Annotated in this window: 25 protein-coding genes; 11 read left to right on the top strand and 14 right to left on the bottom strand. The window is 64.0% G+C overall.

Going from position 1 to position 26,276, the window contains the following annotated elements:
- Positions 1-5: 5 nt before the first annotated feature.
- The 8 genes from E1748_RS13895 to E1748_RS13860 all read left to right on the top strand — a co-directional run bounded on the left by E1748_RS13895 (position 6) and on the right by E1748_RS13860 (position 9,617).
- Positions 6-3,179 carry an efflux RND transporter permease subunit gene (locus E1748_RS13895; protein WP_133647808.1) on the top strand — a complete coding sequence of 1,058 codons (3,174 nt, stop codon included), beginning with the start codon at positions 6-8 and terminating at the stop codon, positions 3,177-3,179.
- Entirely contained in the window at positions 3,176-4,771 is a 1,596-nt protein-coding gene (locus tag E1748_RS13890; RefSeq protein WP_133647807.1) for an efflux transporter outer membrane subunit, read from the top strand. Before E1748_RS13895 ends, E1748_RS13890 begins: the two co-directional genes overlap by 4 nt.
- Positions 4,772-4,838: 67 nt before the next feature.
- Positions 4,839-5,255, top strand: a complete 417-nt coding sequence (locus E1748_RS13885) for a DoxX family protein (protein ID WP_133647806.1) — start codon at positions 4,839-4,841, stop codon at positions 5,253-5,255.
- Entirely contained in the window at positions 5,252-6,478 is a 1,227-nt protein-coding gene (locus E1748_RS13880) for an MFS transporter (RefSeq protein ID WP_133647805.1), read from the top strand. Before E1748_RS13885 ends, E1748_RS13880 begins: the two co-directional genes overlap by 4 nt.
- A 207-nt stretch (positions 6,479-6,685) precedes the next feature.
- The gene (locus E1748_RS13875) at positions 6,686-6,898 is read left to right on the top strand and encodes a hypothetical protein (RefSeq protein ID WP_133647804.1); all 213 of its coding nucleotides are present in this window, start codon (positions 6,686-6,688) and stop codon (positions 6,896-6,898) included.
- 137 nt (positions 6,899-7,035) lie between these two features.
- Entirely contained in the window at positions 7,036-7,590 is a 555-nt protein-coding gene (locus tag E1748_RS13870; protein WP_133647803.1) for an energy transducer TonB family protein, read from the top strand.
- A gap of 355 nt (positions 7,591-7,945) precedes the next feature.
- Positions 7,946-9,262 carry an MFS transporter gene (locus tag E1748_RS13865; RefSeq protein ID WP_133647802.1) on the top strand — a complete coding sequence of 439 codons (1,317 nt, stop codon included), beginning with the start codon at positions 7,946-7,948 and terminating at the stop codon, positions 9,260-9,262.
- A gap of 175 nt (positions 9,263-9,437) precedes the next feature.
- Positions 9,438-9,617, top strand: coding sequence for a hypothetical protein (locus E1748_RS13860; protein ID WP_133647801.1), 180 nt, complete (start codon positions 9,438-9,440; stop codon positions 9,615-9,617).
- Positions 9,618-9,696: 79 nt separating this feature from the next.
- On the opposite strand, the gene E1748_RS31915 is transcribed toward E1748_RS13860, so the two are convergent.
- Complete coding sequence (locus E1748_RS31915) at positions 9,697-9,822, bottom strand: hypothetical protein (RefSeq protein WP_276324106.1); 126 nt, start codon at positions 9,820-9,822, stop codon at positions 9,697-9,699.
- 235 nt (positions 9,823-10,057) lie between these two features.
- A complete protein-coding gene (gene waaC / locus E1748_RS13855; protein ID WP_133647800.1) occupies positions 10,058-11,074 on the bottom strand; it encodes a lipopolysaccharide heptosyltransferase I in 1,017 nt (338 codons plus the stop codon).
- A 211-nt stretch (positions 11,075-11,285) separates the two neighbouring features.
- Here waaC and E1748_RS13850 point away from each other — a divergent pair, with 211 nt between their 5' ends.
- Positions 11,286-12,683 (top strand): chloride channel protein, encoded by a 1,398-nt coding sequence (locus tag E1748_RS13850; RefSeq protein WP_133647799.1) that lies wholly within the window; start codon positions 11,286-11,288, stop codon positions 12,681-12,683.
- 189 nt (positions 12,684-12,872) lie between these two features.
- Here the strand turns inward: E1748_RS13850 and E1748_RS13845 are convergent, their stop codons facing one another.
- The 7 genes from E1748_RS13845 to E1748_RS13815 form a co-directional block, all read right to left on the bottom strand.
- Positions 12,873-13,187: a YXWGXW repeat-containing protein gene (locus tag E1748_RS13845; protein ID WP_133647798.1), complete on the bottom strand. Its 315-nt coding sequence runs from the start codon at positions 13,185-13,187 to the stop codon at positions 12,873-12,875.
- A gap of 277 nt (positions 13,188-13,464) precedes the next feature.
- Positions 13,465-13,719, bottom strand: coding sequence for a cell division topological specificity factor MinE (minE, locus tag E1748_RS13840; RefSeq protein WP_133647797.1), 255 nt, complete (start codon positions 13,717-13,719; stop codon positions 13,465-13,467).
- 13 nt (positions 13,720-13,732) lie between these two features.
- Entirely contained in the window at positions 13,733-14,548 is an 816-nt protein-coding gene (minD, locus tag E1748_RS13835; protein WP_133647796.1) for a septum site-determining protein MinD, read from the bottom strand.
- A 76-nt stretch (positions 14,549-14,624) separates the two neighbouring features.
- Entirely contained in the window at positions 14,625-15,440 is an 816-nt protein-coding gene (gene minC, locus E1748_RS13830; RefSeq protein ID WP_133647795.1) for a septum site-determining protein MinC, read from the bottom strand.
- A 144-nt stretch (positions 15,441-15,584) separates the two neighbouring features.
- Entirely contained in the window at positions 15,585-16,121 is a 537-nt protein-coding gene (locus tag E1748_RS13825; protein WP_133647794.1) for a GNAT family N-acetyltransferase, read from the bottom strand.
- Positions 16,122-16,259: 138 nt separating this feature from the next.
- Positions 16,260-17,045, bottom strand: a complete 786-nt coding sequence (gene map / locus E1748_RS13820) for a type I methionyl aminopeptidase (protein WP_133647793.1) — start codon at positions 17,043-17,045, stop codon at positions 16,260-16,262.
- Between the two features lie 188 nt (positions 17,046-17,233).
- Entirely contained in the window at positions 17,234-18,175 is a 942-nt protein-coding gene (locus tag E1748_RS13815; RefSeq protein WP_133647792.1) for a LysR family transcriptional regulator, read from the bottom strand.
- A gap of 122 nt (positions 18,176-18,297) precedes the next feature.
- On the opposite strand from E1748_RS13815, the gene E1748_RS13810 reads away from it, so the two are divergent.
- Positions 18,298-18,855 carry a GNAT family N-acetyltransferase gene (locus E1748_RS13810; RefSeq protein ID WP_133647791.1) on the top strand — a complete coding sequence of 186 codons (558 nt, stop codon included), beginning with the start codon at positions 18,298-18,300 and terminating at the stop codon, positions 18,853-18,855.
- 108 nt (positions 18,856-18,963) lie between these two features.
- Here the strand turns inward: E1748_RS13810 and E1748_RS13805 are convergent, their stop codons facing one another.
- The 5 genes from E1748_RS13805 to E1748_RS13785 all read right to left on the bottom strand — a co-directional run bounded on the left by E1748_RS13805 (position 18,964) and on the right by E1748_RS13785 (position 25,128).
- Positions 18,964-19,188: a hypothetical protein gene (locus tag E1748_RS13805; RefSeq protein ID WP_133647790.1), complete on the bottom strand. Its 225-nt coding sequence runs from the start codon at positions 19,186-19,188 to the stop codon at positions 18,964-18,966.
- A 178-nt stretch (positions 19,189-19,366) separates the two neighbouring features.
- Entirely contained in the window at positions 19,367-20,557 is a 1,191-nt protein-coding gene (locus tag E1748_RS13800; protein ID WP_133647789.1) for a porin, read from the bottom strand.
- A gap of 92 nt (positions 20,558-20,649) precedes the next feature.
- Positions 20,650-21,975 (bottom strand): MFS transporter, encoded by a 1,326-nt coding sequence (locus E1748_RS13795; RefSeq protein ID WP_133647788.1) that lies wholly within the window; start codon positions 21,973-21,975, stop codon positions 20,650-20,652.
- A gap of 47 nt (positions 21,976-22,022) precedes the next feature.
- The gene (locus tag E1748_RS13790) at positions 22,023-23,435 is read right to left on the bottom strand and encodes a dipeptidase (protein WP_133647787.1); all 1,413 of its coding nucleotides are present in this window, start codon (positions 23,433-23,435) and stop codon (positions 22,023-22,025) included.
- A gap of 67 nt (positions 23,436-23,502) precedes the next feature.
- Complete coding sequence (locus E1748_RS13785; RefSeq protein ID WP_133647786.1) at positions 23,503-25,128, bottom strand: carboxylesterase/lipase family protein; 1,626 nt, start codon at positions 25,126-25,128, stop codon at positions 23,503-23,505.
- 181 nt (positions 25,129-25,309) lie between these two features.
- On the opposite strand from E1748_RS13785, the gene E1748_RS13780 reads away from it, so the two are divergent.
- Positions 25,310-26,254, top strand: a complete 945-nt coding sequence (locus E1748_RS13780) for a LysR family transcriptional regulator (RefSeq protein ID WP_133647785.1) — start codon at positions 25,310-25,312, stop codon at positions 26,252-26,254.
- Positions 26,255-26,276 lie beyond the last annotated feature (22 nt).

Raw genomic sequence — 26,276 nt, 5'->3', positions numbered from 1 at the left:
CTCTCATGGATTTTTCCAGATTCTTCATCGACCGGCCGATCTTCGCGGTCGTGCTGTCGATCGTCATTTTCGCGGCCGGCCTGATCGCGATTCCGATGCTGCCCGCCGGCGAATATCCCGAGGTCGTTCCGCCGAGCGTCGTCGTGCGCGCGACCTATCCGGGCGCCAATCCGAAGGACATCGCGGAGTCGGTCGCCGAGCCGCTCGAGGAAGCGATCAACGGCGTCGAAGGGATCATGTACATGAAATCGGTGGCCGGCTCGGACGGTAGTCTGCAAGTCGTGGTCACCTTCCTGCCCGGCGTCGATCCCGACACGGCCGCCGTGCGCGTACAGAACCGCGTGGCGCAGGCGCAGTCGCGCCTGCCCGACGAAGTGCGTCAGTACGGCGTCACCACGCAGAAGCAGTCGCCCACTCCATTGATGTACGTGAGCCTCTATTCGCCGGACAACAGCCGCGATTCGCTGTACCTGCGCAATTACCTGACGCTGCATGTGAAGGACGAACTGTCGCGCATCCCCGGCATCGGCGACGTCGGGCTGTACGGGTCCGGCGACTACGCGATGCGGATCTGGCTGGATCCCAACCGGCTCGCGTCGCGCGGACTCACCGCAAGCGACGTGATCAACGCGGTACGCGAACAGAACGTGCAGGTGTCGGCGGGACAGCTCGGCGCGGAACCATCGCCGAACACGACCGACTTCCTCGTGTCGATCAGCGTGCGCGGCCGTTTGCGCACCGTGCAGGAATTCGGCGACATCGTGATCAAGAGCGGCGCGGACGGTCAGGTGGTCAAACTCTCCGACGTCGCGCGCGTCGAACTTGGTTCCGGCGACTACACGCTGCACGCACTCTACGATGCACAGAACCAGGCGACAGCCGGCATCTTCCTGTCGCCGGGTGCCAACTCATTGGCAGTCGCGAACGCGGTGTACACGAAGCTGCACGAACTCTCCACGCGCTTTCCACCGGGTCTTGCGTATCGCCCCGTGTGGGACCCGACCGTGTTCGTGCGCGAGTCGATACGCGCGGTTCAGCACACACTGATCGAAGCGGTGGTGCTGGTCGTGCTCGTCGTGATCCTGTTTCTGCAAACCTGGCGCGCGTCGATCATTCCGCTTGTCGCGGTGCCGGTGTCGGTCGTCGGCACGTTCGCGTGGCTGTACATCCTCGGTTATTCGATCAACACGCTGACGCTGTTCGGTCTCGTGCTCGCGATCGGCATCGTGGTGGACGATGCGATCGTCGTCGTCGAGAACGTCGAGCGCAACATCAGCCAGGGTCTGAGTCCACGCGACGCCGCGCATCAGGCGATGCGTGAAGTGTCCGGCCCGATCATGGCGATCGCGCTGGTGCTGTGCGCGGTGTTCGTACCGATGGCGTTCCTCACTGGCGTGACCGGCCAGTTCTACAAGCAGTTCGCGGTGACGATCGCGATCTCGACGGTGATCTCGGCAGTCAATTCGCTGACGCTGTCGCCCGCGCTCGCAGCAAAACTGCTGAGGCCGCACGACGCACCGAAAGACCGGCCCACACGTATCATCGATCGTTTGTTCGGCTGGCTGTTCGGTCCATTCAATCGATTTTTCCAGCGCAGCTCGGACGGTTATCACGGCGCGGTGTCGCGTTCGCTCAGTCGACGCGGCGTGATCTTCGGCGTCTACGCGGTGCTGCTCGGCGCGACCGCACTGCTGTTCCATACGGTGCCGGGCGGCTTCATCCCGACGCAGGACAAGCTGTATCTGTTCGCCGGCGCGAAGCTGCCTGAAGGCGCATCGCTCACGCGCACCGATGCGGTGACGCGGCAGATGGTGCAGATCGCACGCGGTGTCGACGGCGTGTCGGTGGTTCCTGCGTATGCCGGTCTCAACGCGTTGCAGGTGGTGAACACGCCGAACATCACGAACTCGTACATCATCCTCAAGCCGTTCGATGAGCGCCATCGCAGCGCCGCGCAGATCAACGCGGAACTCAACGCGCGCTTCGCGCAGATCACCGACGGCTTCGCGTTCGCGCTGATGCCACCGCCGATCCAGGGGCTTGGCAACGGCTCCGGTTATTCGCTGTATCTGGAGGACCGCGCGGGCCTCGGCTACGGCGCGTTGCAGAATGCGCTCGGCGCGTTCCAGGCCGCCGTCGCGAAGACGCCGGGGATGCGCTATCCGGTGAGTTCGTATCAGGCGAACATTCCGCAGCTCGAGGTCAAGGTCGATCGCGTGAAAGCGAAGGCGCAAGGCGTCGCGCTCACCGATCTGTTCAGCACGCTGCAGGTCTATCTGGGTTCGGTGTACGTGAACGACTTCAACCTGTTCGGCCGCGTGTACCGCGTGATGGCGCAGGCCGACGCTTCGCATCGGCAGACGGCCGCCGACATCGGCAATCTGCGCACCCGCAACGCGAACGGCGAGATGGTGCCGATCGGCTCGATGGTGTCGGTTGCGCCGAGCTACGGCCCCGATCCCGTGGTGCGCTACAACGGCTACCCCGCTGCCGATCTGATCGGCGAATCCGATCCGAAGATGCTGTCGTCGGGCCAGGTCATCGCGAAGCTCACGCAGATCGCGAAGGACGTGCTGCCGCCGGGCATCACGCTCGAATGGACCGACCTGAGCTACCAGCAGGTCACGCAGAGCAACGCTGCATTGCTCGTGTTCCCGCTCGCGGTGATGCTCGCGTTCCTCGTGCTCGCTGCGCTCTACGAGAGCTGGACACTGCCCCTCGCCGTGATCCTGATCGTGCCGGTGTGCATGTGCGCGGCGCTGTTCGGCGTGTGGCTGAGCGGCGGCGACAACAACGTGTTCGTGCAGATCGGACTCGTCGTGCTGATGGGGCTCGCGTGCAAGAACGCGATTCTGATCGTCGAGTTTGCACGTGAGCTCGAAATCCAGGGAATGGGTACGGTCGAGGCCGCGCTTGAAGCGTGCCGTCTGCGGCTGCGTCCGATCGTGATGACGTCGGTCGCGTTTATCGCCGGGTCGGTGCCGCTGCTGACCGGCAGCGGTGCCGGCAGCGAAGTGCGTGCGGCCACCGGCATCACCGTGTTCTCGGGGATGCTCGGTGTCACGCTGTTCGGTCTGTTCCTCACGCCGGTGTTCTACGTGACGATCCGCAAACTGGCTCGTGGGAATCCGACTGTGTGGAAGGAGCAGCACAGTACGCTGCAAGGGGATCGTTCATGAACGCACCGGCACGTTTGTCCGCGCTGACGCTCACTTTGATTCTGAGCGCGTGCGCGGTTGGGCCTGACTTTAAACAGCCGGCGTCGGTGGCGCCGGATCGTTTTGCGCGCGCATCGGTTGCCTCCGCGCAAACCGTGCGCAGCGACGATACCGAAACCGCATCGCCAATGTCGGGCAGCGACGGCACCGCAACCGCGTCGCAAACGCTGGCCGGCAGCGGTAACGCAACTACATCGCAAACGTCAACAGGCAACGGCACTGCAACCGCATCGCAAACCGCATCCGACGAAACCTTCTGGCGCAGCTTCGGCGACCCGCAGCTTAGCGCGCTGATCGACCGCGCCCTCGACGCGAACAACGATCTAAAACTCGCAGTCTCCCGCTACGACTCGTCGAACGCGATGCTGCGCAACGCACGCTTCGATCTCTACCCGACCGTCACCGCGAGCGCGCAGATCGGCCATCAACTGACGAGCAAGGATCAGGCATTCGGCGCACCGCGCGATCAACGCGATACGCCGTTGTCGGGGACCAGCATCAACGCGAGCTGGGAACTGGACCTGTTCGGCCGCGTACGTCGCAACGTCGAGGCGCAACGTTCGGAAACAGCAGCGAGTGCCGCCGATATCCGCGCGGTCCGCGTCGCGATTGCCGGCGACGTCGCCGCTGCGTACATCGATCTGCGCGGCCAGCAGGAACGTCTGCGAATCGCGCGCGACAACGCGGTCAATCAGCGGAAGACGCTCGATCTGATCGAAGCGCGCCTCGCCGCCGGACGCGGCACCGATCTCGATGTAGCCCGCGCCCGCGCGCAGTTCGAATCGACGTCGTCGCGCATCTCGGTCTACGAGGCCGGCATCGCCGTCGACGAGCATCGGCTCGCGGTGCTCACCGGACAGCCGCCCGAAGCGCTGATCGCCGAACTCGATGCGCCCGTGCCGTTGCCGCAAACGCCCGAAGGCATCGACCCCGGCACGCCGGGCGACGTGCTGCGCCGCCGCCCCGACGTCGCGGCCGCCGAAGAGCGGTTGCACGCGGCCACCGCGCGCGTCGGTGTAGCCACAGCCGATCTGTTCCCGCGCCTGAGTCTGTCCGGCATGCTCGGCAGTCTCGCGTTCCAGTACGGTCCGTTCGCGGCGGGCAGTGCGACGAACCAGGTATTGCTGGGCGTCGACTGGTCGTTTCTCGACGTGGGCCGCGTGCGTTCGCGCATCGCGGCGAGCCGGGCCGATGCGGCCGGCCTCCTCGCGCAGTATCAGCAAACCGTGCTGCTCGCACTCGAAGACACCGAGAACGCGTTGATCCGCTACAGCCGTACACGCGACGAAGCCGCACATCTCGATCGCGCGGCGAGCGACAGCACGCAGGCCGCGCAACTCGCGTTCGTCCGTTTTCAGGCGGGAGCAATCGATTACTACGAGGTGCTCGATGCACAACGAACCGCATTGCAGGCCCAGGATGCCGCGGCCGATAGCCGCACGCGCAGCGCGGGGACAGCGGTCGCGTTGTACAAGGCGCTCGCGGGTGGATGGCCATCGCCCGCACCTGCACCCGCAACGCCAGCCACACCACTGGCGCTACGAGACCGATGACGAGCTGGACCCCATCGAGTCCATCCCTCCCCTGCCGCTCGACGAAACGCCCATTGCAAAGGAACCCATGAACCGCGACACGATCTCGACGTTGCTCTGCGCGCCCTCGACCGCGCTGCTCGCACGCATCCTGCTGACCGCTCCGTTCTGGATCAACGGTCTCACGAAGGCGTTCGATTTTGCCGGCGGCGTCGCGGAGATGGAGCACCTCGGGTTCGCACCGGGCGTCGTCTACTGCGTACTGACCATCGTGCTGCATCTCGTCGCCTCCGCGCTGATCATCGCGCAACGCTGGACCTGGATCGCTGCGGGCGCGCTCGGCGTGTTCACGCTGCTGACCATCGCGCTCGTCCATCGCTTCTGGATGTTCGACGGCCTGCGTCACACGATCGCGCTCTACACCGCCGAAGAACACATCGGGATGATCGGGGGACTGATCGCGATCTCGATCCTCGCTGCGCGCGACCACCGGAGAATGCGATGAACATCCCCGATACCCGCGCTGCAGGAGCTGTGAGCACTGCACGCGTCTCGCTGCAAACACCCTGGTGGGCGATCGCAAACGTGCTGTTTGCCGGCGTTGCCGCCGCGCTTCACGTCGGCAAGGCATCGATCGCGCTGCCGCAGTTGCAGCACGAGTTCGGCCGATCGCTTGCATCGCTGAGCTGGGTGATGTCGGCGTTTCCGCTCGTCGGCGTGGTCGGCGGCATCGCGGCCGGCGTGCTCGTCCAGCGATGGGGCGACCGTCGACTGCTCGGACTCGGGCTCGTCGTCATCGCCGCCGCGAGCGCGGCCGGCTCGCTGGTGCATGACTACGCGTGGCTGATCGGCAGCCGGTTCGTCGAAGGGCTCGGCTTCCTGATCGTCGTCGTCGCGGCGCCCGCCGTGCTCAATCGCGTGGCCCGGCCCGGCACGCACAACGTCGTGTTCGGCATCTGGAGCACCTTCATGGCGATCGGAATGTCGGTGTCGTTGCTGGCCGGTCCGTTGCTCGGCGGCTGGCGGTCGAACTGGCTCGTCAGCGCGGCGCTGTCGCTGCTCGCTGCGGTGCTGTTGCCGCTGACCGTTCCGCGAGCGCAGTTGCTCCGACGCGCACCGTCGTCGCAGGGCATGTTGAACGCGTTGCGTGATCTGCTGCGTAGTGCGCCGTCCGTGCTGCTCGCACTCGCATTCGCCACCTACACACTGCAGTTCACCGCGCTGACGACCTTCCTGCCAATCTTCCTGATCCAGCGGATGGGGATGACAGTCGGCAGCGCGGGCACCCTCAGCGCGGCGATCGTCGCGGTCAACATCGTCGGCAATGTTTCCGCCGGCCAGTTGCTGTCGCGCGGCATGCGACCCGCCGTGCTGCTGGCCGGCGCCAGTCTCGCGATGGGCCTGGCCGGCGCGGGCGTGTTCCAGTCCGCGCTGCCGGGCGGCGTCGCGATTCTGCTGTGCTTCGCGTTTTCCGCGATCGGCGGGATGCTGCCGGCCGCGATCCTCACGTGCACGCCGCTGGCATCGCCCGCGCCTGCGCTCACGCCGTTGGGTCTCGGGCTCGTGATGCAGGGGAATTATTTCGGCCAGGTGCTCGGGCCGATTGTCGTGAGTGTGGTCGTGGCGTCGATGGGCTGGTCTGCGGCTGCGCTGCCTGTGCTGGTTGCGGCCGTGCTCGGCGCAGTGCTGGGTGGTTTCGTGAAGCTAGAGCGAAGCGCCAGGCGTTAGGGCGTTTGACGTGCGTCGGTGCGGAGCAAGCATGGCGTCGCGACTCACCGCTCCCGAAAACTTTTTGCTCATCAACCGTAGCCGGGCGCAGCAGCCAATCCCGCGCCGCAGCAGAAATTCGCGCCACGGCTCAATAATCCGGCCCACTACCTAGGTATAAACCCTGATAACGAGGTATCATATCGACCCTCAAGGGAAGATATCCACATGCCGCACCGTTATCAGTTACTCGAAAAGATCGCGTTTTCGCTGGTCGTCCTGTCCGCGGTCGTTTGCTCGACCTTTATCGCCTACGAAAGCTCGCCTGGATTCCGCGACGGCCTCGAAGAAGGCAAGCAGTTGATCGCGAAGAGCGGCCAGTATTCGTACGCCTGCACGACGCTGCCGACCGATCCCTGCACGCAGATGTCGCTCCAGTAAGTCCTCACTCGCGTCGCACATGCCGCGCCCCAGCAGCGCGGCGATGACCCGCAGACGAAGTCCGGATTTCAACGCAGTGCCAAAGCAGCGTGTTTCGACTAGCATTCAAAGCACCGTAGCTCGTACGCGTCGCCGCGATGTCCACGCGCTTTTTCTTTGCCGTCGTCGTTCGCATTCGCGGGTCGATCACTGCGACGGCCACTTTGCGCGGTAGCGATCGCGGTCATCGCCGGATCGCCGCCCTGACCGCCGCGATCGTCGCAGCCACGCTGACCGCCTGCACGATCACCCCCCCGCAACGCCCCCTGCTGATCACCCCTCCGGCCGCTATCAATAGCGCCGCGCTCGATCAATACCGCAGCGCAGTCGCGCGGCGCATCCTCGATCGAAATCCCTCATATGTTCTGGCCGGCACGCCGCAGGCGATGCTGCGCTCGCTCGTCGTCGTCGCGTTCACGGTGGATCGCGACGGCCGCGTGGTCGCTTCTTCCGTCTACCGGACCAACGGCGACGACGAAGCCGAAGGCACCGCGCTCGCGTCGCTGCGCCGCGCGTCGCCGTTACCGCAGCCGCCCGCCCGACTGCTGAACGGCCGAGGCCAGATCGAACTGATGGAAGACTGGCTCTTCAACGACAACGGCAAGTTCCAGCTGCGCACGTTCGCATCGCCGCAGGCCGACACGATCGACTGAACACAGCCGCGCTTGCTGCACCGCATCGTCGCTCGCTATAATTTTTCGATCCTTCGCCGGGCCGCCGGCATCGTTCGCGGCGCGCGCCAACTTCGCGCTCCGTGCACACGACAACGGTGTCGTCGCCATCCGCACACACGCCGGACTTTTCCGCAGCATCCGACGTCGGGCCCGTATCGCACCCGATGATCCACAGGTCGCGCACCGTGCCCGCCCGATGTAACCTGTCGGGCGCACGGCAACACAACGCACGAAGCACCTCACGACGTCCGCTTCGTGCCTTACCCATACCGCCGACCATAAGACCCCGCCCATTGCAAGCACGAGGCGGCGTCACGACAACTGGAGACTTTGCATGTCCACTTCGCCGATTTCCACCGCGCAGCCAGGCCAGCCCGAAACGGCCGGGCAGAACAGCGCGGCGCGGGTCATCTTCGCGAGCTTCATCGGCACCGCGATCGAGTTCTACGATTTCTACGTGTACGCAACGGCCGCCGCGCTCGTCATCGGGCCGGTGTTCTTCCCGCATGGATCGGCCACCGCGCAGGCGCTGTCCGCGTTCGTCACGTTCGGCATCGCGTTCGTCGCGCGGCCGATCGGTTCGTTCCTGTTCGGCCACTTCGGCGACCGCATCGGCCGCAAGTCGACACTCGTTGCATCGCTGCTGGTGATGGGTCTGTCGACCACGCTGATCGGCTTCGTGCCCGGCTACGATTCGATCGGCAGCCTCGCGCCGATCCTGCTGTGCGTGTTGCGCTTCGGTCAGGGGATCGGCCTGGGCGGCGAATGGGGCGGCGCCGCGCTGCTCGCCACCGAGAACGCGCCGCCCGGCAAACGCGGCTGGTTCGGGATGTTTCCGCAACTGGGACCGTCGGTGGGTTTTCTGGCGTCGAACGGATTGTTCTTCGGACTCGCGCTCACGCTGTCGGACGAGCAGTTCCGCAGTTGGGGATGGCGCGTGCCGTTCCTCGTCAGCGCGGTGCTGGTCGCTTTGGGCCTGTACGTGCGCCTGAAAATCGCCGAGACACCTGCGTTCAAGGCCGCGATCGAACGCAAGGAACGCGTGCGCGTACCGATCGCGACGCTGCTGTCGCAGCACTGGGGCCCCACGCTGCTCGGCGCGCTCGCGATGGTCGTCTGCTACACGCTGTTCTATAACGCGACGACGTTCTCGCTGTCGTACGGCGTCGGCACGATGCACATTCCGCGGCAGACCTTCCTCGGGCTGCTGTGCATCGCGGTGCTGTTCATGGCGCTCGCCACCCCGCTCTCCGCATGGGCCAGCGACCGCTTCGGCCGCAAGCCGGTGCTGATCGTCGGCATCGTCGCGGCGATCCTGTCGGGCTTCACGATGGCGCCGCTGCTCGGCAGCGGCTCGATCCCGCTCGTGCTGCTGTTCCTCGTGATCGAACTGTTCCTGATGGGCGTCACGTTCGCGCCGATGGGCGCGTTACTGCCCGAACTGTTCCCGACCAACGTGCGCTATACGGGCGCAGGCGTCTCGTACAACCTCGGCGGCATTCTCGGCGCTTCGGTCGCGCCGTACATCGCGCAACTGCTCGCCGCGCACGGCGGATTGACGTGGGTCGGCGGCTACATCTCGGTAGCGGCGTTCGTCAGTCTGATCGGCGTACTGCTGATGCGCGAAACGCGCGATGCCAGCCTGATGTGATGCGACGACTCTGTAGCGCTGCCGGCGAATGAACGGCGGCGCTGTGGAGGCGCACGGATAGAAAGCTCAACGAAGGAATCGCGAACCACACGACTCTGCGGATTTTCCCGGTCTTGCGCGGCTTTTTGACCTGCCTATACTGAAGGAAGGTCGACACTCAAAGCCGGGAGACCCCATGAGCATCCATATCGACAATGCAGACATCGTGATGATCATCGCGCTCGCGTTGATCGGTTCGCTGCTTCTGGCCGCGCGTTTCAAACCGGCCACATGGAAAGGCATCGTCGTCGAAGCGGTTGCGGCGAATATCGCGGCGATCGTCGCGGTCGTCGCAATCGAAATGATGCTCGCGTAGCGCGGTTCGTCGCACACATCGAACCTGCCGCGAGCCCGGCGGACAGCGTCACGTACAACCGCACGCGACGCTCCGTCCATCAGCGATAGTAGTACCCACCACCGTGATGGTAGTAGCCGCCGCCACCGTAGTAGCCCGGCGCCGGTACGACCACGCACCCTCCCAGCAGTGCGCCCGCAATCAAGGTCAGCGTCAAGCGTTTCACATCGTTCTCCCAATCGTGTCAGTGTTATTCGATCGATCTCGCGATCTCGAACACTTCCGATTGAACACGACGCGATGCCGTGCGAACGTTGCAATTTGTAAGCGAACTAGCGGCCTGTGTTACACGAAACGCATCGAACCGGCCTTCCGCCACGTCCGCGCTGATGATCAGCGACAGTTTTAACAAGCGTGTAATGAATCGGACGAGGTTCGCGGCGCCTGCCGCGCGAAGAAACTCAGGCTGCGGCAGCCGACGTAGAGATCGATGACGCCGGAGACGACACCGGCGGCACCGTATGAACGTGATCGATGGCCTGCAGCGTTTCGTCGATGCCGGGCACGCGATGACCGTCGCCGACCGACACCGAACGGTACGGCACATGATTGCCGAAGTGTTCCGCCGACGTCGTGATGAAGATCATCACCGTGCGTTTCTCGAGCGCATGCGCGAGATGCACGAAGCCGGTATCGACACCGACCACCAGCGTGCTGTCCTGGATCAATCGCGCGATGCCGGTCAACGTCATCTTCGGCAGCAGCGTCGCGGACGGCACCTGCGCGACGATCGCGGAAGCCTCGCTGTGCTCCGCGGACGAACCCCACGGCAACGCGACGCGATAGCCGCGACCGAGCAGATTCTGCGCAACCGCGACCCAGTGCGACGTAGGCCACTTCTTGTCGTCTTTCGACGCGCCATGGAACAGGATCGCGAGCGGCGACGGATCAACTACTGCATTCGCATCCGGCAGACGGGGGATCTCGAGGTTGTAGACGGCGGGCTCTTGAAGCGGATAACCGAGCGCCTGGCTCGCGGCCTTGCGCATCCCGTACCACGCATTGACTTCGCCACGCGGCGCGAAGCGGCCGGTATACGCGAAGGCCGCACCGCGCTCGCCGAGATCCTGCGACTGGTAGCCGAGCCGCCGCGACGAACGCGTGAGAAACGAAATGATCGCGCTCTTGTAGACGCCGTGAATGTCGAGCACGACGTCATAGCGTTCGGCGCGCAGTTCGGCAATCGATGCCCAGATCGCCTTGAACGCGGCCCAGCTGCGCGCTTTCTTGAAGCCGCGCAACGGCGCGCACAGCACCCGGTCGACGCGCGGGTTCCAGCGGGCGATTTCCGCAAACGCTTCGTCGGCGGCCCAGTCGACCTTCACGCCGGGAAACGCGCGCTTCAGATCCTCCACGACCGGTTGGGCCTGGATGACGTCGCCCATCGAGGTGACCTTGACGATAAGTATTCGCTTCATGGTGTCCATTACCGTAATCGGTCGCAGCCGCAATTTTAGCCGACGATGCATCCGGTTCGCAGGATAAGCAACAATGGACCGCTCGCTAAGCCTGCATTCGCGTTACTACAGGTTACGCCGGACGGCCCGCTCCTCGATTTCAACCCGCTTTCACAGGCCTTGTGCGCGGACTGCGCCGTTATACTCGACCCTTTACATCCGCCGATCTGCCATGTTCCCGGCCCTGCCTGTCCTGTCTTCCGGCGTCGTACGGCGCGTGCGGCGCCTGTGGCGCCAGTACGGTGTGTTCTGGCTCGGCGCGGTCGTCGTCGGCCTCGTCGCGGTGCTGTACGCGAACCTGATCGACTGGGGCTACAACACGTTCCTGTCGCTGCAGCATCGCTACGCGTGGCTGCCGCTGCTGCTGACGCCGGCCGTCGCCGCTTCTGCCGTGTGGCTCACACGACGCTTCTTTCGCGGCTCAGAAGGCAGCGGCATTCCTCAAGTCATCGCCACCTTGCATGCGACCAGGCCCGGCGAATCGGGCGCGCGTCTGCTGTCGTTCAAGATTCTCGCGGGCAAGATCGCCGTGTCGTTCCTCGCGATTCTCGGCGGCTTCACGATCGGCCGCGAAGGACCGACCGTGCAGGTCGGCGCCGCGCTGATGTTCAACCTGCGCCGCTTCTATCCGCGCTCGAATGCGGTGATCGAACGGCAGCTCGTGCTCGCGGGCGCGGCGGCGGGTCTCTCGGCGGCGTTCAACACGCCGCTCGCGGGCATCGTGTTCGCGATCGAAGAACTGACGCGCAGCTTCGAAGCACGCGCCAGCGGCGTGCTGATCACCGCGATCATCATCGCGGGCGTGATCGCACTCGGGCTCAACGGCAACTACACGTACTTCGGCACGATCGAGATCGGTGCGCATTTTCCAAAGCTGCTGGCGCTCGCCGTCGTATTGACGGCCGTCGTGACCGGCATCGCGGGCGGCATCTTCGGCTGGCTGCTGCTGAACACCGCGCGCTGGATTCCCGCGCCGCTGCGGCAACTGCACAGCGAGCGTCCGGTCGTGTTCGCGGCGCTGTGCGGCTTCATCATCGCGGTGGTCGGGTTGGTGTCGGGCGGTACGACGTTCGGCAGCGGCTACGCGGAAGCGCGCGGGCTGCTCGACGGAAAAGAGCAGCTATCGCTCGTCTATCCGTTTCTGAAAATGATCTCGATGGTGGGGTCGTACTTGCCTGGCATTCCGGGCGGCATCTTCGCGCCGTCGCTGTCGATCGGCGCGGGCTTCGGCAATCTGCTGCACACGATCTTCAGCGGCATGCAGTTGCAGATGCTGATCGCGCTCGCGATGGTCGGCTATCTCGCGGCCGTCACGCAATCGCCGATCACGTCGTTCGTGATCGTGATGGAGATGATCAACGGTCACGCGCTCGTGATCTCGTTGATGGCAACCGCGCTGGTGTCGAGCCGCGTGTCGCGTCTGTTCGTGCCGCCGCTGTATGAATCGCTGGCGGAGCGCTATCGCGCGCCGTTGCCGCAACCGGCGCCCGCGCCCGTCCCCGAAGTGCCCGAGGCATTGATCGACGACGAGCCGCAAGCGCCGGCGTCCGAAGACACGCCGCGTCAATAGATGACGACAGGCGCCGGACGGTAGTACGCGGGCCGTGCCGGCACCACGATGCAACCGGCGAGCGTCAGCGCCAGCAGCGCGGCTGCGAGCAGTCTTGTTTTCATTGCATGCTCCTGGGAAGGCGGCGCGCTGGACGGCGGCCGCCGGAGTCGTTATCGATTCGTTAGCGTGTGGACTAGCAATCCGCGCTCAGGCCCAATGCCCGCCGATCCAGCGCCAGCCGCCCGGACGCGCGGCCCAGTGCCCCGCCACCCAGTGATAGCCGACCCGTTCGGCCTGCCAGTGACCCGCGTCCCACACGTAGTGACCGCGATCCCAGCGCCAGTGGCCGCGATCCCACACATAGCCGACGCGCGCGGCGGGCACCACTTCGTAACGCACCGGCGGCGGCGCGGACGGCGCGACGACGATCACTTCCGCAGCCATCGCCGACGACGCGACCGTACCCACACCCGCGACGACAAAAACCGCACTCACTAACAGCGCACGCAAAGACTGGTTCATCAGATTCCCCTCTGGAAAAGACACCGTTGACGGCGTTATCCGTTCAATGCGCGAGGGGACAAACGCGCCGACATGCGTCGTGTAACGGCGCAGGCTGAAGTGCAACGGCTTATTTCACGCGTAATGGAGCGACGCGCGAAGCAGCATTAAAACGGGGGAGCGGGGGGAGCGAGGCAGCGAAGGAAGCAGAGGCTGCCTGCCATTCGCTGCACAACGCGGCGCTTGAAAACACGACGCCCGTGGCAACCAACAGCAGACAGCAAAAAACAAAAAGCGATCAGGCCTGCGGAATCTCGATCTTGACCTCGAGCACTTCGAGATCGTCCTGACGCTCGAGGCTCACACGGATATCGTCGTCGGAGATTTTCACGTACTTCGAAATCACCGCGACGAGTTCGCGTTGCAACGCCGGCAGATAATCGGCGGGCGCCTTGTTGCCGCCGCGCTCGTGCGCGATGATCAACTGCAGGCGCTCCTTCGCTACCGACGCGGATTTCTTCTTCTCGCCCAGCAAAAACGAAAGAATCGACATGAGGTGCGCCCCCTTACTTGGTGCCGAAGAGGCGCTGCAACAGGCCCGGCTTCTGGTAATCGGTGAAACGAAGCGACTTTTCCTCGCCGAGGAAACGCGACACGATGTCCTTGTAGGCTTCCGCGACGTCGGTGCCTTCGAGGTGCACCGCGGGCAGGCCCTGGTTCGACGCATGCAGCACCGCTTCCGATTCCGGCACCACGCCGATCAGTTCGATGCGCAGGATTTCCTGGATGTCGGTGAGCGACAGCATCTCGCCTTCGCTGACGCGCTTCGGGTTGTAGCGGGTGATCAGCAGATGCTCCTTGATCGGCTCCTTCCCTTCGATCGCGCGCTTCGTCTTCGACGACAGAATGCCGAGAATGCGATCCGAGTCGCGCACCGACGACACTTCCGGGTTCGTCACGATCAGCGCTTCGTCCGCGTAATGCATCGCGAGCAGCGCGCCCGATTCGATGCCGGCCGGCGAATCGCAGACGATGTATTCGAAGTCCATCGCAAGAAGATCATTAATGATCTTCTCGACGCCTTCCTGCGTCAGTGCATCCTTATCGCGCGTTTGCGACGCGGGCAGCACGAACAGGTTCTCGCACTTCTTGTCCTTGATCAGCGCCTGGTTCAGGTTCGCTTCGCCATGGATCACGTTGATCAGGTCGTACACGACGCGGCGCTCGCAGCCCATGATGAGGTCGAGGTTGCGCAGGCCGACGTCGAAGTCGATCACGGCGGTCTTGTGACCGCGCAACGCGAGGCCCGATGCAAAACTCGCGCTTGTGGTCGTCTTGCCAACGCCACCCTTGCCCGAAGTCACCACAATGATTTTTGCCATTTAGCCTTACCTTGCGTTCGTCAATTCTTCAAATGTGCGCTGGCTTTAGACAGTTCGCCGGCACGCAGCGTGTTCTTCAGGTGAGCCGCAACGGCTCGATCAGCAGTTTTTCTTCGTCGAGCCAGATCTGTACCGCCTTGCCGTGCACGTCCGGGGGCAACGGCGTTTCGGTCGTACGGTAGATGCCCGCGATCGAAATGAGTTCCGGCTCGAGACACGTGCAGAAGATCCGCGCGTCGTGATTGCCGTGCACGCCGGCCAGAGCCCGGCCGCGCAACGGCGCGTAGATATGGATGTTGCCTTCCGCGATCACCTCGGCGCCGTAGCTCACGATGCCGAGCACGACCAGATCGCCTTTTGCGTAGATGCGCTGACCGGAGCGCAACGGCTTGTCGACGACCAGCGTCTGCGACGACGGTCCCAGAGGAACGGGTTCGGCGGGGATAGTGTCGGGGGCGCTTGCGGTCGCGGTCGGGGCTAACGCCAGAACGCCCTGCGCTTCGGCGTGCGGTTCGACGTGCGATTGCGCGTGAGATTCGGCAGCCTCTTCGGCGCCCGACTTGCCGGCACCGCGCCGGTCGCGCGCTTCGAGCAGCGGCAGGCCGCCTTCCGTCGCCCACGGATGCTGCTCGGGCAACGCGACGACACCGACCGGACGCATCCGCACGCTGTCGAGCATCTGCGCGACGTCGGCGAGCGGCACGCGCTCGTCGGCGGCGAGACGGCGGACGTCGATGGCCACGACGTCATTCGCGAAAAACTCGGGGGTCGCCTCGAAGCGCCGATTCAGCTCGGCACGCATCGCGTCGAGGTCGGTGGTCTTCACGACGAACAGAAGCGTGTCGACAGCGCCGCTGCGTAGTTCGAAAAAGGGCGATTTCTTGGGCGACATAGCGTTCGACGAAAAATTTTGCGTATTTTACAGGCGTCTACGCGCGCGGCCATTTTTTTTGAAACCGCACGGTCACACTGCAAATACGATCGGCGAACGACTGACGGCCATGCGGCGCGCGAAGTGCCTCGCGACAGGAAGCGTTCAAGCGCCTGACGACGCAGACGCCATCGGCCTGACGTGATGCACAAGCAGCGTCTCGCCCTGCTCCGGCGCACGTTCGATACGGCGATGCTCGCCGGTCGGACCGAAGCTGAGTGCTTCGTAGAAGCGCATCGCGTTGCGGTTCGCGTCGGCGATCCACGCGTAGATCTCTTCGGCGCCGCCGCTCGCGAGCCAGGCGCTCGCGGTATCGACGAGCAGCACGCCGCCGCGCAGATGACGCACCGCAGGCGCGACCCACAATTCGCAGACGAATGCGCGGCGCGCGGCCGAGCCGTCGCAATAGGCGCCGATCAGGCCGGCCGGATGACCTTCGGTATAGAGGATGAACGAGGCTTCGGTGGGAGATGCCGCATGACGGGCGGCGGTTTCATCGAACGACGAGGCATCGGCGGAAAGAGCGTCTTCCAGCGTGTCGCCGAACGCATAGGGAGCCTCGCGCAACGACGCGGTACGGAGTTCTCGCAGGACTGCGCCTTGATCGGCAGCGATACGGCGAACGGTCAGAGACGGACTCATGCAGACGAAACCTCTTTTGATGCATGGCATAGCTTTAACCGAACCGCTTCGCGAGTCAAATCCTTATTTTCGCGATATACGGCCGGTCACTGAGCGGCGCAGCACGGCGTGTGCCCGCGCTGCGCGTGGCGTGTTTCGTCAGGGTGACGCGTAGGATCCGGTGCCGTCGGGCCAGGGAGTCAGCAGTTCGTAGCCGTCGTCGGTGACCGCGAGCATGTGCTCCCACTGCGCGGACAACGAGCGGTCCTTCGTCACGACGGTCCAGCCGTCGCGCAGCACCATCGTGCCGGCCCGGCCCGCGTTGACCATCGGCTCGATCGTGAAGACCATGCCCGGCCGCAGCTTCACGCCCTGCCCCGGCTGACCGTAGTGCAGCACCTGCGGCTCTTCGTGATAGACCTTGCCGATGCCGTGTCCGCAGTAGTCGCGGACGATCGAGAAACCCGCGCGCTGCGCGACCTGCTGGATCGCGTGACCGACGTCGCCGAGCGTCGCGTCCGGCTTCACCTGGCGAATCCCGGCGAGCATCGCTTCGTAGGTCGTGTCGATCAGCTCGCGTCCCACCGTGCTCGGCGTGCCGACGCAGTACATGCGGCTCGTGTCGCCGAAGTAGCCGTCGCGGATCACCGCGACGTCGATGTTGACGATGTCGCCGTCCTTGAGGATTTCGTTGCGGCTCGGAATGCCGTGGCACACCACCTGGTTCACCGAGATGCAGACGGTCTTCGGGAAGCCCATGTAGCCCACGTTCGCGGGAATCGCCTTCTGCGTGTTGACGATGAAGTCGTTGCAGATCGCGTCCAGCTCGCCGGTCGAGATGCCGGGCTGGACGTGCTCGCCGATCATCGCGAGCACGTCGGCGGCGAGGCGGCCGGCAATGCGCAGACCCGCGATATCGGCGGGCGTTTTGTAGGTGATGGCCATGATGAAACGGATACGGAAATCGGTGAGAGCGCAGCGATATCCCGCGACGGTCCGCTTGTCTGTGACGCGCGTACGCCGAACGGTCTCGGGATGCCGCCCCGGGTTGTTTGACGGAACTATTGTACAGAGGATGGCTGGGAGGCCGCCTGGAGGCGGGCCTGCGCACGCGGTTCGCAGATCGCGCGGTGTCAGCGGCGCGTCGATGTCCGTTTCGCTGCGCCACCGGTCGCGGCGCACTGCGACAGTGCAGCGATCGTCTCACGCAGCGCCCAGCTGAGCGGCTTGTCGCGTCGCACGATGATCGCGAGTGTGCGGCTCAGTACCGGCGACAGCGAACGCACGACGAGCGTACGAGTGGACTCTGCAGGCTTCATCGCCATGCGCGGCAGCACCGCGCAGCCGAGGCCGGCGGCGACCAGTTCCTTGATCGCCTCGACGCTGCCGAGCGACATCGACGGCACCAGACGATGCCCTGCACGCTCGAACCACGCATCGACGAGCGAACGCGTGCGACCGCCCGATTCGTACAGCAGCAGCGTGCGGCGTGCGAGTGCGTCGGCGGTGACGCGCGCGGGCAGCGGATCGATGTGCGCGCCGCGCGTGGGTGCCGTGCGTTCGATCGCGACGAGTTCATCGTCGAGTACCGGCGTCACGTCGAGCATCCGACCGGACACCGGCAACGTGACAAACCCGACGTCGAGGCGGTTCTCCTCGACGGCCTTCGCGATGTCCGGCGTATCGCCGGTCCGCACCGCGATGTCGAGATCGGGAAACGCACGACGTAGACGCACGAGCACCGGTGGCAGCAGATGCATGCACGCGGTCGCTCCCGTGCCGAGACGCACGCGGCCAGCACCGCCGCTCGTATGCCGGCCGAGATCCTGAAGCGCGGCGCTCACGGCAGCGTCGATATGGCCCGCGTGCTGCAGCAGGTCGGTGCCTGCCGGCGTCGGCATCGCGCGACGCCCGACCCGTTCGATCAATTTCACGCCGAGCCGCTTCTCCAACTGGCGCACCTGCAGGCTCACTGCGGGTTGACTCAAGCGTCGACGGTCGGCGGCGGCTGAAAAACTGCCGAGCTCGACGACGTCGACGAATGCGCGCAGCTGGTCGAGATTGAGCGTTTCCATGATCAAAGTTTTCCTTATGCGTTGCATAAACGGACAAAGATTAATTCATGAAAAATTCCGGCGCAAAATACTGCTTTATCCGTTCGACTCTTCGGCTCTTCCGCCCGCACGACGCAAATCCCATGTCTTCAGCCCCGCTCACGAAACCTGCCGTCGCGATCCGCGATGCGCTCGATACCGACGTCGACGCGATCCGCGCGATCTACGCGCACCACGTGCTGCACAGCCTCGCGACGTTCGAGGAAGTGCCGCCTTCAATCGATGAAATGCGCCGCCGCAGGCAGGCGATCGTCGAACAGGGTCTGCCGTATCTGGTCGCATCGATCGACGGACAGGTCGCCGGATACTGCTACGCAAGCCCGTACCGGCCGCGCAGCGCATACCGTTATTCGATCGAGGATTCGGTGTATCTCGATCCGCAATGGCATGGACAGGGGATCGGCCGGGCCCTGCTCGTCGCGTTGATCGAGCGTTGCGGGCAAGGTCCGTGGCGGCAGATGATCGCGGTCGTCGCTGACAGCGGGAGTGCCGCGTCGCTGACGCTGCATGAGCGGCTGGGGTTTCGTCGCGTGGGGACGTTGAAGTCGGTGGGGTTGAAGTTTGGGCGGTGGGTGGACACTGAGCTGATGCAGTTGCAGCTGGGTGCGGGTGCTGAGGGGTTGCCGGCGGATGGTGGCTGAAGAAGTCGTGCGAAGCGTGCGCTGGATTGCATTCCCGATAGCCGACCGCGCATGCCGATACAGCACGCGACGCAAGCGTCGCGTTCACGCTATACCTGCTCTACCGCTCTACTGCGTTGCACGCGCCGCATCATCGTCCCGACACGCGGCAGCCGGCTGCCCATGCGCGCGACAAAACCGCGCGAAATCCTCCGCACGATTCGCATGCTCGACACGCGCCTGTTCGAGCGTCACGTCGGCGATCGGGCCGCCTTCGCCCTGGACTTTCGCAAACGATGCAAGCGGCGCGAACAGCAGTGCGCCGAGGAAGAAAGAAACAGTCATGCGACTCATGATCGTCTCCCGTGTCGATCCCACACACGTAGTCCCATTCCAGTGACGGCGCGTCGCCCGAAGCGCCGTCTTTCAACGATACTCGCTGCAGTTAACTGGAAGCTGACGGTCAGATGAAGTAACCGTCATGCGGGGGAAACGTCGAATGAATCGCTGTCCCTGACGCTCGCGGCAAGAATCAGAACTTGTGCCTGATGCCCAACCTGACCGTGGCGGCGTGGTTGTTGCTCGAAGGCGTCAGGTTGTTCAACGAAGCCACAGCGGTAACGTCGCGCGAATCGACACCGGACGCCTTCTGATAGACGCCGACACAATACACATCGGTGCGTTTCGACAGAAAGTAATCTGCACCTACCGACACCTGGTGATAACTGGCAGCAGGCTTTTCGCCTCCCTTGGCGGCAACGCTGCCGCCATGCGTATAGTCGTAGGCCGCACCGATCAGGAACGCGGACGTAAGCTGATACTGCGCGTTCACTTCGGCGTTGTTGAAGACCGCCGTGCCCGAATAGCCATGCGGGTTCGCGCCCGCCGACAGATCGCCCAGGTTGCTGAAGCGCGTATTCGAGTAGGTAAAGCCCAGCGTCGCCGAGCCGAACACATAGGAGCCCGCTGCGGCGGCAACGCTATAGTCGCGGGCAGAAATAAAGCCGGTGGTAACCGGTGACGCAAGCGATGTGGATGCCGGCGTGACCGCGGCGGCCGCGCTATTGCCGAAAAATCCGACGTTCGGCGTCCGTGCGTTCAGGTACGCGGCCGCAAGATTGAGTGGGCCGTTGACATAGTTCGCGCCGAGCGACCACACCTGGTTACCGGTGAAGTCTCCCGCCTGACCGCCAAGCGCATACATCCCGCTGAAAGAGAAACCGCCGTACGTATTGCTCACGTACTTGACCGCGTTGTTGGTGCGGACCGTGTTGTTGAAGTTGTCGAGATCGCCCGGATGAGCGGTGATATAACCGCCCCACTGGTCCCCGACTGCGAACAGCCCGATCGAGGTCACAACGGAATCGTACTGTCGTCCGAGCATCAACGTCCCGTACTGGCTGGATGAAAGACCGACGTACGCTTGCCGCCCGAACATCCGCCCTCCTTGCGAGAGTGTTCCGGCATTGATGTCGAAACCGTTCTCCAGCACGAACAGCGCACGCAAGCCTCCACCGAGATCTTCCGTTCCCTTGAAACCCCATCGGCTGCCCTGAAGGACGCCGCTCGACAGGTTATAGAGCGCGTGTCCATTGGCATTGGATTGATAATTGATGCCCTCGTCGACGACGCCGTAGAGCGTCACCGAGCTTTGTGCGTGACTCACCGACGAGATCAACATCGATGCCGCCATACCCACTATCCCCGCAATCCTTTTGTCCATTCTCCTCACCTCATTGTGTTGATATGTGTATTTAAATTAGTCATCCGAAATTATGTGTCGTAACCCTCTCATTCTGGACAACGACATGCTATCTAGCGCGTGGCAGCCACTTCGCTCGACGGCTCCATCGCCACGCGTTTGACAAAGACCAGCGCGAGCGTCGAAAGCACGATGCAACCGGTCACCGCAATAGCGGGCGACAGTCTGTTCCCTGTCGCATGAATCAGCCACACGGCAACCAGTTGCGTCATCCCGCCGAACAGTGCGACGCCGACGCTATACACGGTGCCCGTCGCAGTGGCACGCAGCGCCTTCGGGAACATTTCGGGAATCAGCGTGATCGACGGTGCGCCCTGTATCGTGAAGAAGATCGACAGACCGACGACAACGATGAACAGACGGGCCACACTGGGATTGCTCGTCAACCATGCGTCGGCGGGATAAAGCAGAAGGACGAGGACGACCCGTGCAGCAACGATCGGAACCATCCGGCCGAATGCATCGGCCATCTTTCCGGCGATGGGCGACAGGAAAGCCATCACCAGACCGGACGCCACCGCGCACGCGTACGAAGCGGATTCATCGAGCTTCAGTTCGCGAATCGCATAGGTCGGAATAAAGAACAGGATCATGTACGCGGTGACAGTACCGCCCATGATGAGGAGGATACCGACGACGACGTTGCGTGCGTGACCGCCCAACATGGCGACCATGGGCGAGCGGCGGCCCGATTCGTCGACTGTTCCTCGCGGTGGCGTGACTTCCAGCCCGGTCAACTGACGGCGAATCGCGATGCCGATCGGAAGAATCACCGCGCCGGCGAGGAACGGCAGCCGCCAGCCCCATGCATAGAGCGCGTCGTGTGGAAGAAGCCACGCGAGCAGTGCCGCCGATGCCGCGCCCGCTGCGATACCGAGCCCCTGACTGGCCAGTTGCCAGCTCGTGTACCAGGCCCGCGCACCGGGAGGTGCATGTTCGAGCAGCACGGTCGTCGCCGGGCCGACTTCGCCGCCTGCGGAAAATCCTTGAATGAGCCGCGCGACGACCATGATGATCGGTGCAGCGATCCCGATGTCGGCGTAGGTCGGCGCGAGGCCCGCGAGACAGACGCCGAGTGTCATCAACGACAGCGTCAATGTCATCGCCGCGCGCCGGCCGGCACGATCGGCGTATATCCCGATCAGCACGCCGCCCACCGGGCGCATCACGAAGCCAACGCCGAACGTAGCGACCGACGACATCAGTTGCCCGTCAGCACTGAGCGGCGAGAAAAACTGATGGCCGATGATGATCGCGAAGAAGCCGAATACGGTGAAGTCGAAAAACTCCAATGCATTGCCAATGGTCGTCGCGATCAAAAGCTTCGACCGCGACGGACGGGCAGTTTCGGGTGTAGCGATGCTCAAGTAGTCTCCCATGATGTCTCTCTGATCGAAGCTGGGTGGAGGGGCAGCGATGCGATGCTTCACGCCTGCGACGCTCCCTGCGTCGCGGCAAAGTCCTGAACGGGATAGCGCGCGAGTTCGTCGAGCAGGAACGTCCACCCGCGCAGCCCTTCGCCGATCGATCGAAGGTGGAAAAATTCATTCGGCGCGTGCACATCCTCGTCGGGCAGGTTGTAGCCGAACATCAGCGTGTCGACGCCCAGCATCTCCTTGAAGATCGAGGTAATCGGCACGCTCGCGCCGAGCCGGACGTGCGCGGCTCGGCGGCCCGTTTCGTTGAGCAGCACGGTTTCCGCCGCGCGGACGAGCGGATGATCCGGCGACAACGTGGACGCGGGCGCTCCGCCGTGCGTCGCCAGAATCTCGAGCGATACGCCGTGCGGGCAATGGCGCCGCAGGTGCTGCACGACCGCGTCGAGCACGTCGACCGGGTTCTGCCCTTCCACCACCCGCACGGTGAGTTTCGCACTCGCGATATTCGGGATGATCGTCTTGCCACCGGTGCCGGTATAGCCGCCCCACATCCCGTTGACGTCGAGCGACGGACGTATCGTCATCTGCTCCCTGACCGTGAAGCCCGGCTCGCCGTGATGCGTAGCCGCGACGTCGGCAACATAGGCGTCGGCATCGAATGGAAAAGCGGCGGTGTCGGCTCTCTGCGCGGACGTAAGCGGAGCGACGCCGGCATAGAAACCCTCCACAGCCAGCGCGCCGCTTTCGTCATGCAACGATGCGACCAGCCGCGCCATCTCATGCAGCGCGTTACGGACAAGACCACCGTAGCGCCCCGAATGCAGATCCTTGCTCGCGGTGCGCACGCTGAATTCCAGTTGACCGCTACCGCGCGCACCGGTGTTGATCGTCGGCACCGCCGCGCTCGCGCGACCGCCGTCGGCCGACAACACCGCGTCGACACCGAGCAGATCGCGATACCGCTCGATGATGCTCCTGAGCGATGGACTGCCCGTCTCCTCTTCGCCCTCCAGAAACACCTTGATGTTCACCGGGCACTGCCCCGTCACCGCGAGAAAACCCGCAACCACCTCCAGCGCGATCGTCGTCGAGCCTTTGACGTCCGACGCGCCCCGCGCAAAGAGGCGCCCGTCCCGCTCCGTCGGCTCAAACGGCGGACTGTTCCACAGTTCGAGCGGATCGGCAGGCTGCACGTCGTAGTGCCCGTAAATCAGGATCGTCGGCTTGCCCGGCGCACCCAGCCATTCGCCGTAGATCGCCGGCTCACCGCCTCCGTCCAGCTCGCAGACATTGTGCAGACCGATCTCTTTCAACCGCGTCGCCAGGTATCGTCTCGCTTCGTCCATATGCGGCCCGAACGCCGGGTCCGCGCTGACACTGGGAATACGGAGCAAGGTCTTGAGCCGCTCCAGGATGGAGTCGTGCTCCGCCTGAAGATAATTCACTACACGTTCGATCATAGGTATTCCGGTTTCGTCGTCTGCCTGGCGGGCTGCTCGCGCAGCCCGCACGTTGTGTTGTGCCGCATCAGTAGATCGGAGGGAAAACGCCGGGGCCCCACAGCGTGCTGCACTTGTGCACCGTTTCGAATGCGGTGTTCGAGACGGTGATCGACGGAGTCGTCAACTCGATCGTCTCGCGATCGCTGGGACCGGCATAGCGCGGCCAGCGCGGCAGTGTCGAATCCGTGCCGGTGCCGTTCGGATCGCCAAGGCGAACAAAGTTGCCGAGATATTTCTTCATCTGGACACCGAGCGCCTGCATCGCGGGCGCCGGGTCGCTGCCCGCGACATCGGACGGGCCGAGCCAGTAAGCGGTATCGGTGCCATGCGATGTACCCAGATAGAACGTCTTCGGGTCGGTCGGGAACGACAGCGTCGGATCGGTGAATTCCCATCCATACACCGGTACCCATGCGGCGAGCTGGTCGCGACGGGCGCTGTTGCCACAGCCATACAACGCATCGCCCATTGCGCGGGCCAGACCTTGCGCGGGTACCGCATAGTTCGCCAGCGGATAGGCTGCCTCGATACCGGAGGTGTCATAGCCGGGCGGCGCAAGTGACGCGATTGCCTGGGTATAGACCGATGCCGGCATCGTGGGATCGACGAACAACGTGCCCTCGTCGTACACGCCGCCGATCATCACCGGCACATGGTTGAACGTACCGGCGGCGAACGAATCGGCCGGCACCTGCGTGACGACCTTCCCGTCGACGGTCGGACGCCACTTGCCGGCTGTCTGCGCCGCCACGAGATCGTCGGGTGACTTGCCGCGCAGACACGCGACGACATCCGTCGCGCTACTGCATCCGACGGCCGCGATCAACGTATCGCCTTGTGCGGTCGCGGTGGAAGGCAAGAGATTCGAATACGCACCGCCGCCGCCGCTTTGCATGACCGCCTTGCTGAACAATCCCTTCGATAGCGGCGACTGCAGCAGCGTGAACGTCGACGTGGCGCCGGCCGACAGGCCCCATACCGTGACGTTAGCCGGGTCGCCACCGAATGCAGCGATGTTCTTCTGCACCCACTGCAGCGCGGCCTGCTGGTCCATCACGGCGAAATTTCCCAGGCTGCTGTCGCCCGCGGATGCCTGTAACGCTGTATTCGCCAGATAGCCGAGCGCACCGAGCCGATAGTTGAAACTGACGAACACCAGGTTGTCCGTCGTCGCAATCGCGCTGCCATCGACCTGCGCGCCCGAGCCGATCGTGAACGCTCCGCCATGGATATAGACGAGCACCGGCAACTTACCGGTGGCCCGCGCGGACGCCGGTTCCTGCACGTTGATGAAGAGACAGTCCTCCGACATGCTGCTCGCCGGGATGTCGTTTTGCGCAGTCGGCTGCGGGCACGCGTTGCCGTAGGCCGTGGCCGTCAGCGTGCCGGTGCGGGACGCCGGCGCCTGCGGCGGCCGCCAGCGCAATGCGCCGACAGGCGGCTGCGCGTATGGCATCCCGAGCCAGGCGACGACATCGCCGCTCTGCGAACCGGTAACGGGGCCTTCCGTCGTCTGAACCTTGAGACTCGCCGTCCCATTCGCGTCTTGCTGAACCCCTCCACCACATCCCGCGAGCGCAACGGCACACGCAGCGGCAAGCACCGTGGCGAACCGCGCGAGGCCAGGCATCCTCCATTTGTCTGCTTTCATGTCTCCTCTCATTCGTGTCTGCATGTCTGTATCGACCGAGCCCGATAGCCAGTCGATGACGCATGCTAGAAATCCGAAATTCATATGTCCAATGCATTGTTTTTTTGATTATCATTACATTCTCTGATAGACAGATTTCAGCAATACATCGACGAATACGATCTCTGCACAAGGATTCACGATGAACCTGCATCACCTCGAGCATTTCCTCGCACTCGTTGAAACAGGCTCTTTCAGCAGGGCGTCGGAAGCACTCCATCTCACGCAACCTGCGCTAAGTCGCAGCATCCAGATGCTCGAACAGGAGCTCGGCACGCGGTTGATCGATCGCATCGGCAAACGAAACGAACTCACGCCGTTCGGCGTCGTGGTCGCGGAGCGCGCACGAAAGATCGTGTCCGATGCGGTGGATCTGAAGCACACCGCGCAGTTACTGATGCAGGGAGAAGGAGGGACGGTCCGGCTTGGGTTGGGGTCCGCGCCGAATGCGATGTTTGCCGGGCCGTTGCTGTCGTATATGTTGAGCAGGTACCCGCGCGTTGGCGTTCATCTGCTGACCGGCAGTCCCGAAGCGCATGTGGCGGCTTTACGGGAACGTGAGTTCGACGCGCTGCTGATGCATTCGCGCTCCATCGCGCCGCAGGAAGATCTGCGCATCCAGTTGCTCGGCCGGGTGCAGTCCGGCTTCATGTGCCGAAGCGGTCATCCGCTGGCAAAGCGCAGTCGTGTGGAGTTCGCCGAGATTGCCGGGTACCCGGTCCTTGCGACCAAGTTGAGCGACGACGTGACGCGCGCGCTGATCGAACGTTTCGGGGCCGCCGCTCATCCTGCCCGCTTTCTGCGCGCATCGTCGGATTCCGTCGCGGCATTGATCGAGGCAGTCCTCGCGACGGATGCGATCATGCTCGGCACGCTCGCCACCGCGCGCGTGTGGCTCAGCAGCGGGGAGATCTCGGTCGTGCGGCTCGATCTGCCGCCCGAAGCCACGGCGCAATACGCGTTCGTCACGCTCGACGGCCGCACCGAGTCCCCCGTGCTCGAAACGGTGCGACAGTTCTGCGTCGAGCTCGCGCTCGGCGAGGCGAAGCAGAAGGTCAGCGGTCGGAGCACGAAACGCGGCCGCTGATCCGACCGCATGCTGCCACGCT

The sequence above is a fragment of the Paraburkholderia flava genome (genome assembly GCF_004359985.1).
Lineage (GTDB): Bacteria > Pseudomonadota > Gammaproteobacteria > Burkholderiales > Burkholderiaceae > Paraburkholderia > Paraburkholderia flava.
Note: the sequence above shows the minus strand (reverse complement) of the source record. Positions and strands in the feature narration are given on the sequence as shown.

Coding starts and splice junctions, on each gene's coding strand:
- minC (WP_133647795.1), bottom strand. CDS start 15,440: ATGTCGCCCAAGAAATCGCCCTTTTTCGAACTACGCAGCGGCGCTGTC.
- E1748_RS13790 (WP_133647787.1), bottom strand. CDS start 23,435: ATGATCGAACGTGTAGTGAATTATCTTCAGGCGGAGCACGACTCCATC.
- E1748_RS13865 (WP_133647802.1), top strand. CDS start 7,946: ATGTCCACTTCGCCGATTTCCACCGCGCAGCCAGGCCAGCCCGAAACG.
- E1748_RS13815 (WP_133647792.1), bottom strand. CDS start 18,175: ATGGAAACGCTCAATCTCGACCAGCTGCGCGCATTCGTCGACGTCGTC.
- E1748_RS13870 (WP_133647803.1), top strand. CDS start 7,036: ATGTCCACGCGCTTTTTCTTTGCCGTCGTCGTTCGCATTCGCGGGTCG.
- E1748_RS13810 (WP_133647791.1), top strand. CDS start 18,298: ATGTCTTCAGCCCCGCTCACGAAACCTGCCGTCGCGATCCGCGATGCG.
- map (WP_133647793.1), bottom strand. CDS start 17,045: ATGGCCATCACCTACAAAACGCCCGCCGATATCGCGGGTCTGCGCATT.
- waaC (WP_133647800.1), bottom strand. CDS start 11,074: ATGAAGCGAATACTTATCGTCAAGGTCACCTCGATGGGCGACGTCATC.
- E1748_RS13850 (WP_133647799.1), top strand. CDS start 11,286: ATGTTCCCGGCCCTGCCTGTCCTGTCTTCCGGCGTCGTACGGCGCGTG.
- E1748_RS13880 (WP_133647805.1), top strand. CDS start 5,252: ATGAACATCCCCGATACCCGCGCTGCAGGAGCTGTGAGCACTGCACGC.
- E1748_RS13785 (WP_133647786.1), bottom strand. CDS start 25,128: ATGAAAGCAGACAAATGGAGGATGCCTGGCCTCGCGCGGTTCGCCACG.
- minD (WP_133647796.1), bottom strand. CDS start 14,548: ATGGCAAAAATCATTGTGGTGACTTCGGGCAAGGGTGGCGTTGGCAAG.
- E1748_RS13780 (WP_133647785.1), top strand. CDS start 25,310: ATGAACCTGCATCACCTCGAGCATTTCCTCGCACTCGTTGAAACAGGC.
- E1748_RS13860 (WP_133647801.1), top strand. CDS start 9,438: ATGAGCATCCATATCGACAATGCAGACATCGTGATGATCATCGCGCTC.
- E1748_RS13800 (WP_133647789.1), bottom strand. CDS start 20,557: ATGGACAAAAGGATTGCGGGGATAGTGGGTATGGCGGCATCGATGTTG.
- E1748_RS13885 (WP_133647806.1), top strand. CDS start 4,839: ATGAACCGCGACACGATCTCGACGTTGCTCTGCGCGCCCTCGACCGCG.
- E1748_RS13825 (WP_133647794.1), bottom strand. CDS start 16,121: ATGAGTCCGTCTCTGACCGTTCGCCGTATCGCTGCCGATCAAGGCGCA.
- E1748_RS13805 (WP_133647790.1), bottom strand. CDS start 19,188: ATGAGTCGCATGACTGTTTCTTTCTTCCTCGGCGCACTGCTGTTCGCG.
- E1748_RS13845 (WP_133647798.1), bottom strand. CDS start 13,187: ATGAACCAGTCTTTGCGTGCGCTGTTAGTGAGTGCGGTTTTTGTCGTC.
- E1748_RS13795 (WP_133647788.1), bottom strand. CDS start 21,975: ATGGGAGACTACTTGAGCATCGCTACACCCGAAACTGCCCGTCCGTCG.
- minE (WP_133647797.1), bottom strand. CDS start 13,719: ATGTCGATTCTTTCGTTTTTGCTGGGCGAGAAGAAGAAATCCGCGTCG.
- E1748_RS13895 (WP_133647808.1), top strand. CDS start 6: ATGGATTTTTCCAGATTCTTCATCGACCGGCCGATCTTCGCGGTCGTG.
- E1748_RS13875 (WP_133647804.1), top strand. CDS start 6,686: ATGCCGCACCGTTATCAGTTACTCGAAAAGATCGCGTTTTCGCTGGTC.
- E1748_RS13890 (WP_133647807.1), top strand. CDS start 3,176: ATGAACGCACCGGCACGTTTGTCCGCGCTGACGCTCACTTTGATTCTG.